Here is a 6,926-nt window from a genome sequence, read left to right as displayed (position 1 = left end):
CCACGCCGGCCGGGCTTGAGGGAGCGGCAAGCCGAGAGGGAGATGGAGCGTTCGATCGATCACGTGAGGCGGACACGCCGTGCGACCCGACCGGCCGTCGAGGCCGTGGTTCCGTTAGGCGCCGCCCCACGCGCAACCCATCTTGGGCCATGGCGGTTCACCATGCCGCCGAAACAGGCCGGACATACGAACCGCTGTCGATCCGAGCGAGCCTCAACTAATCGCTTGCCCTCAGGGGGCCGTCCACATACGCCGCCGCCACCACAGCCACAGCACCGGCGTGACCGAAACCGCCGCACCGGAATGACAAACACGCCCGGCCACGCCGGCCGGGCTTGAGGGAGCGGCAAGCCGAGAGGGAGATGGAGCGTTCGATCGATCACGTGAGGCGGACACGCCGTGCGACCCGACCGGCCGTCGAGGCCGTGGTTCCGTTAGGCGCCGCCCCACGCGCAACCCATCTTGGGCCATGGCGGTTCACCATGCCGCCGAAACAGGCCGGACATACGAACCGCTGTCGATCCGAGCGAGCCTCAACTAATCGCTTGCCCTCAGGGGGCCGTCCACATACGGGTTGTCCAGCGGCGGACGTTCGGGCAGGAGCGCCCGCTTGTGGCCGCCCCATTCGGGCTTCTCGACGGCGAGCGCGGCCAGCGGCACCGGGCGCAGCGGCATTTGCGGGGCGAGCAAGCCGTTCGTCTCGCTCGCCGGGCGGCCGGCAAGCGCGGTCAGCGTGCGCCCGCAATAGCGGCCCTGGCAGCGGCCCATGCCGGCGCGCGTCAGCCGCTTCAAGGTGGCGATGTCCGGCGGGCCGTCGGCTGCCGTTTCGCGCAGGACACCAAGCGCGACGCTCTCGCAGCGGCAGGACAGCGTGGCAACCGCATCGGCCTGCGCGTCGTCTGCCGGGCGGAACAACTGCCACAGGGCCGCCTGGAAGCGGCGGGCGCGGGCAAGCCGGCGCTGCGCGGCCGGATCGGGCGCGGCCCCGAGCCCGAGCTTGCGCGCAATGGCAAGGCCGGCAAGGCGCCCGGCGGCCATGGCGACATGGGCGCCGCCGAAGCGCGCGGCCTCGCCGACGATATGTACATGCGGGTCGGAGCTTTCGCCGGCCTCGTCGCAGCGGGCGACCAGCGTGCCGTCGCCGGCAACCACATGGGCAAGGCCGAGCAGGCGCGACAGCTCGTTGGACGGGGCGAAGTCGCCGCCGACCAGCACCGTATCGACCTCACACACCTCCTCGCCGGACGGGCCCTCAAGGCGCACGGCCTGCGCGCGCCCCTCTCCCAGCACCTCGACCGCGCGGGTCTGCCAGCGGATGGCAACCCCGGCCCGCTGCAGGGCGGCGATCTCGCCCATGCCCTTCAGCGCCAGCGCCGGATCGGCCTGCAGGATGGCGACGGCATCGCGCGGGCTCGACCAGGGCGCGCGGGCCCGGTCGGCAAGGCAGACGACCTCGCCGCCATGACGCAGGATCTCGCCGGCAACCTGGATGTTGAGCGGGCCGTTACCGGTGATGGCGAAGCGGCGGCCGGGAAGACTGGCATAGCTGCGCAGGAGCGTCTGCGCCGCACCCGTCGTCATCACGCCCGGCAGGGTCCAGCCGGGCAGCGCGGCCGGCCGCTCGAAGGCGCCGGTGGCGATGACCAGCATTCGCGGGCGCAGATAGAAGGCACCGTCCGGGCCGAGACAGCCGAGGACGGAGGTCCCGTCCTCCTGGCGCTCGGCGCCCCAGACCGTGACGCCGGCGAGAAGTTCCACGCCGCAGGCGCGGGCCTCAGAGACGAGGCTGGCACCGTCCTGCGCCTGCCGGTCGCGGGCAAGCGCTGCCCGAGCTGCCCGCGTAACGGGCTGCTTGTAGAACTGGCCGCCGGCGGCGGGCCGCTCGTCGACGAGGGTGACCTTGGCGCCGGCACGGGCAGCGGCAATCGCGGCGGAGAGCCCGCCCGGCCCCGCGCCAACGACGAGAACCTCGACGGCGCGCGCGGGCAGCTCCGCCGGCACCGGCGCAAGATCGGCGAGCGAAGACGAGAGAATGTTGGGGCGCGCGGCCTGCCGCTCGACCCGCATGCCGCCGCGCACCTTGGTCATGCAGGCACGCTGGCTGCTGCGCCCGTCGATGGTGACGAGACAGTCGTGGCAGACGCCCATGCCGCAGAACAGCCCGCGCGCCCGGCCCGCCGCATCGCGCGAGAAGGCGACCCGCCCGCCGGCCGCAAGGGCTGCGGCGACGGACATGTCCCGATCGACACGATGCGTCTCGCCGTCGAGATGGACGATCACGAGGTCTTCGGCCGGCCTGGCACCGTGCGGGGCCGCAGCGGACATGGGCATCTGTCTCCGGTCAGGTCTCGAAGCGCAGGCCGAACCGCTCGACCAGCGCCTTCATTTCGGCGTCGCGCGCGGCCGGTAGCGGCAGGCGCGGCGGCAGCGGCGCGCCGACGGCAAGGCCCATATGCGAGAGCAGCGATTTGGTGCCGGCGACATAGGCCTGGCCGCCGACCGCCTGGATGATCGGCAGCCATTCCAGATAGAGCGCGCGGGCCGCATCGTAATCCTTGTCGTCGGCGGCGAGCGTGAAGATCCGCGCCATCGGCCCCGGCGCGACATTGGAGGCGACCGCCACCCAGCCCTGCGCGCCCATCACGAAGGATTCGAACCCGAGAATGCCGCCGAACGGCACCATGCGGTCGCCGGCAAGGCGGACGATGTCGCGGATGCGCGTGACCTCGAGGGTGGATTCCTTGACATAGTCGCAGCCGTCGATCTGCGCGATGCGGGCCAGCAACTCCGGCGTCATGTCGACATTCGACGTCGCCGGGTTGTTGTAGACCATGATCGGGATGGAGATGGCGGCGGCGATGGTGCGGTAGTGCTCGACCAGCTCGTCGTCGGTCGGGGTGCAGTAGAACGGCGGGATGATCATGACGCCGTCGGCGCCCATCTCCTCAGCCTTGCGGGCGAGCCGGACGCATTCGCGCGTGTCCTCCGCGCCGGTGCCGATCAGCACCGGCACCCGGCCGGCGGCGGTGCCGATCACCGTGCGCGCCACCGCGTCCTTGTCGTCCTCGGACAGCGACAGGAACTCGCCGGTGGAGCCGAGCGGGATGAGGCCGTGCACGCCCTCGCGGATCTGCCAGTCGGTGAAGGCCGCGAGCGCTGCAAGATCCGGCCGGCCGCTGCCGTCGACCGGCGTGATCATCACGGTGAAGACGCCGCGAAATGTCGTGGACATGTGAAGGTACCCTTATGAAAGTTCAGCGCTTTTCCGTGAGGCCGACGGCGGCGGTCGACTGGCCGAAGCGGCGTTCGATGCGTCGCTGGACGAAGTCCCAGAGCGTTGTCAGGATGAGGTAGTAGAGGGCGGCGACCGCGAAGAGCTCCAGCACCATGAACTTCTCCTGGATGAGCACCTGCGTGCGGCGCAGCAGCTCTTCCATGGAGATGACCGAGGTGACGGAGGTGGTCTTGAGCAGGCCGTTCACCGAATTGCCGAGCGGCGGGATGATCACCTTGAAGGCCTGCGGCATGATGATGTAGCGCATGATCTGGCGCTCGGTCATGCCCAGCGCCCGCGCCGCGCGCGATTGGCCCTCCGGCACCGCCTCGATGCCGGCGCGGATGATCTCGGCGAGATAGGCCGCCTCGTTGAGCGCAAGGCCGATCAGGGCCGCCTCGATCACCGAGAAGCGGATGCCGAGCTGCGGCAGCGCGGTGTAGATGACGATGAGCTGCACCAGGAGCGGCGTGCCGCGGAACAGCCAGATGTAGAACCAGGCGACGGCGCGCATCACCCGCAGCTTCGACCGGCGCATCAGGGCGATGACGAAGCCGAGAACCAGGCCGCACAGCAGCGAGACGCAGGTCAGCCAGACCGTCGTGAACACGCCTTCGAGAATGTAGGCGTTGGTGAGATAGTTGAAGAAACCTGACCAGTTCCAGACTGACATGGTGGGCCTTCCTGTGCGGGCCTTCTATCGGGAGCGGCAGGCGGCGGACGACGGCGCCGCCCCGCGCGGCGCGGACCGACGGGCGGCCGCTGGCGTGCGGAGGCGGAACGGGTCGACCGACGGGCGCGCGCCAGCGACAGGGTCGCGGGCCTCCCGTCCGGGAGGCGTCACGGGGTGAGATGGGGCCACGGGTTGGTTTGCATTTCCCGCATTCATTTGGTATACCGATTTAATACACAGCAACGGAGCCGGCGCAAGTCCCTTTGTCGGACCTGTGCACGTCCCCTTCGGGACGCCGCGCGTCCCGCTCCTTGCGAAGACCGAGCGTGCGAAAGAACGAGATGGCGTCCCGTCCCTGCCGCCCGGCGGCGATCTCAATAGGTGGAGAGCACCCGCTGGCGGACCTTGTCGAGGTGCCGCGCCATCGCCTGGCGCGCGGCTTCGGGATCGCGCGCGGCGAGTGCGGCGAGGATCTCGCGATGGTCCTCAAGGCCGGGCTTGCGCTGCTCGAGCCGGCGCTGGCGCTCGAAGATCGTCGTATAGCGACGCATCTGGACGATGGTCTCGGCCATGAACGGGTTGCTGCTGGCCTCGCCCAGCCCCTGGTGCAGCGCATCGTCGAAGCGCCAGATCGTCGCCGGATCGGGGTCGGGGTCGGCCTCGATGGCGTCCAGCATCGCGGACCATCGGCGCAGCACCGCCTCCGGCAGGTCCGGACAGGCGAGCGCGGCGGCCGCCGGCTCGACGAGCAGGCGCATGGCGAGGCTGTTGAGATAGTCCTTCAGGGTGATCACCCGCACGGTGAGCAGGCTCTTGCCGTTGCGCACCAGGAGCCCCTGCCCCTCCAGCCGGCCGAGCGCGTCGCGCATCGGCGAGCGCGAGACGCCGAGCCGGGCGGCAAGCCGGCGCTCCTGGATGACGACGCCGCCGGCAAGCTGCGCCGACAGGATCTCCTCCAGCAGGGCGCGATAGGTCTCGTCGGCGAGACTTGTCTCCGTGCCGGTGTCCTGCTCGGCCATGCGCCGTCTCCACTTCCCTATTTGACGATCAGGACTGCTATGCCGCATGGCTGTAGCCAAGGAAAGTCTTTCGCATGAGGCAGGATCCGCGCAGCGACGAGACGGGGGAGGAGCAAGCCAAAGTGAGCGTGACGGAGGAAAGCGGCGGCAGCGCAGCGGGTCGGGGAAGCCACAGCCTCGCCGCGCTGGCCTACAACGCCGTGTCGGACATGATTCGCCACCGCAAGCTCAGTGGCGGCCATGTCATCGTCGAGGCGCGGCTGGCCGAGACGCTGGGCGTGTCGCGCACCCCCTTGCGCGAGGCGCTGCAGCGGCTGGAGGGCGAAGGCCTCGTCCACAAGGGCGAGGGGCGCAACTACGTGGTCCGGCATGTCGATATCGGCGAGTATATCCAGAGCCTGAAGCTGCGGCTGCTGATCGAGCCGGAAGCGGCGGTGCAGGCGATGGGGAGCATCCCGCGCCGCAAGCTGATCGAGGTCCGCCGCGAGATCGACGAGTTGATGGGGGCGACCAGCTATCACACCGACGCCCACTGGTTCTCTGACGACCACCTGCACGGGCTGATCATCGACCATTGCGGCAACGACGTGATGGCGCAGGTGCTGCGCAACCTGCGCGCCACGACGCGGCTGTTCGAGATCGGCCAGTTGAAGGACCGGCTGACGCCGGATTCGACCGAGCACCTGATGATCATCGACGCACTTCAGCGGCAGGACGCCGACGACGTGCGCCGGACAGTGGCGAACCACATCGTCAGCCTGATCGACTTCGCCCGCAAGCACCTGAACATGGCCGACTGAAGGCCCCTCGCCCGCCCCATCCGACTCACACCAGCGTCAGCAGCCGCGCCGGCGTCTCTTTCAGCAGCAGGTCGATCTCGGATTGCCCGAAACCCCGGTCGCGCATCAGGGGGATGACGTTGCGCAGCATATGCGCATAGCCGTGGCCGCCCTGGCATTGCAGGCGCGAGCGGGTGCAGATGTCCTGCGACAGGACGACATTGCCACTGAGCCCCTCGTCGAACAGCCGACGCACCGCATGGATGCGCATGTAGTCGGTCGGCAGGTCGGCGACCGCCATCCAGTATTGCGACTGCTCGATGCCGAAGAAGTCGTATTCGACGACGCAGCCGCGCCGGGCCAGCGCGACGACCGCGTCGACGCCGTCATAAGTGCGGTCCATATGGTCGATGATGACGCGGGAGAGGTCGGCGCCTGCGGCCTGAAGGATATCGAGGATCTCGTGCGGGGCGTCGGGATGGCGACCCGGATGCACCGTGATCGCCGCGCCGGTGCGCTGCTGGGCGATGGCCCCGGCGGCGAGCGAGCGCCGCTCGAACGGGGTCAGCGGCCAGGAACAGCCGATCTCGCCGATGATGCCGCAGCGGATATCGGTGCCCCAGGCGCCCTCCTCGACCTGCGCCGCGACGATGTCCGCCAGCGCCTCGACCGGCAGCGCCAGCGTCGCCGCGTCCTGATAGCCTTGCGTATAGAAGCCGGCGCCGAGCACCACATGCACGCCGGTCGCCGCCGAGATCGCGGCGAGCCCTTTCGGGTCCGGACACAGCCCGCCGGTGGTCATCTCGACGATGGTGCCGCCGCCCGCCTGCGCGAAGCGGCGGGTCTCGGATGTCGCTATGCCGAGGTCCTGGAGCCGGTGATTGCCGTGATAGTCGTTCGGCCGGTAGGTGACGTCGAAGACGTTTTCCAGCGTGATCTCGACCTCGGGCAGGCCGCGGCCGCGAAGCGCGGGCGGGGTGAGGTCGCACAGCAGATGCTCGTGCATCAACGTGTAGCCCAGCGCCTGCGGCGCGACCGGCCCGCACACCGTCCGAACCGTTCCCGCATGCGCCATGCCGCCCTCCCGAATTCGTCGATTTTGCCCGCTTGCAGATCGCATATAAATGGTATACCGTCCTAATACAATAAATAACAAGCCCCGTCCCATCCCCCAGAGCGGA

Annotated in this window: 6 protein-coding genes; 1 reads left to right on the top strand and 5 read right to left on the bottom strand. The window is 69.4% G+C overall.

All coding sequences use genetic code 11. The annotated features are described in order from the left end of the window. Window positions 1–537 precede the first annotated feature (537 nt). The 4 genes from TSB10GB4_RS02490 to TSB10GB4_RS02475 form a co-directional block, all read right to left on the bottom strand. Window positions 538–2,325, bottom strand: a complete 1,788-nt coding sequence (locus TSB10GB4_RS02490; protein WP_186394418.1) for an FAD-dependent oxidoreductase — start codon at window positions 2,323–2,325, stop codon at window positions 538–540. A 16-nt stretch (window positions 2,326–2,341) separates the two neighbouring features. Further along, entirely contained in the window at window positions 2,342–3,232 is an 891-nt protein-coding gene (locus TSB10GB4_RS02485; RefSeq protein ID WP_186394417.1) for a dihydrodipicolinate synthase family protein, read from the bottom strand. Between the two features lie 22 nt (window positions 3,233–3,254). Then, window positions 3,255–3,947 (bottom strand): amino acid ABC transporter permease, encoded by a 693-nt coding sequence (locus tag TSB10GB4_RS02480; RefSeq protein WP_186394416.1) that lies wholly within the window; start codon window positions 3,945–3,947, stop codon window positions 3,255–3,257. 374 nt (window positions 3,948–4,321) lie between these two features. Then, a complete protein-coding gene (locus TSB10GB4_RS02475; protein ID WP_186394415.1) occupies window positions 4,322–4,966 on the bottom strand; it encodes a GntR family transcriptional regulator in 645 nt (214 codons plus the stop codon). 74 nt (window positions 4,967–5,040) lie between these two features. Between TSB10GB4_RS02475 and TSB10GB4_RS02470 the strand changes: the two genes are divergently transcribed. Then, complete coding sequence (locus TSB10GB4_RS02470; RefSeq protein ID WP_186394414.1) at window positions 5,041–5,766, top strand: GntR family transcriptional regulator; 726 nt, start codon at window positions 5,041–5,043, stop codon at window positions 5,764–5,766. A 25-nt stretch (window positions 5,767–5,791) separates the two neighbouring features. Here TSB10GB4_RS02470 and TSB10GB4_RS02465 read toward each other — a convergent pair whose 3' ends face one another. Further along, window positions 5,792–6,820, bottom strand: coding sequence for a phosphotriesterase (locus TSB10GB4_RS02465; protein WP_186394413.1), 1,029 nt, complete (start codon window positions 6,818–6,820; stop codon window positions 5,792–5,794). Window positions 6,821–6,926 lie beyond the last annotated feature (106 nt).

It is taken from the genome of Stappia sp. TSB10GB4 (assembly GCF_900185745.1).
Lineage (GTDB): Bacteria > Pseudomonadota > Alphaproteobacteria > Rhizobiales > Stappiaceae > Stappia.
This window is presented reverse-complemented; position numbering and strand designations above follow the sequence as displayed.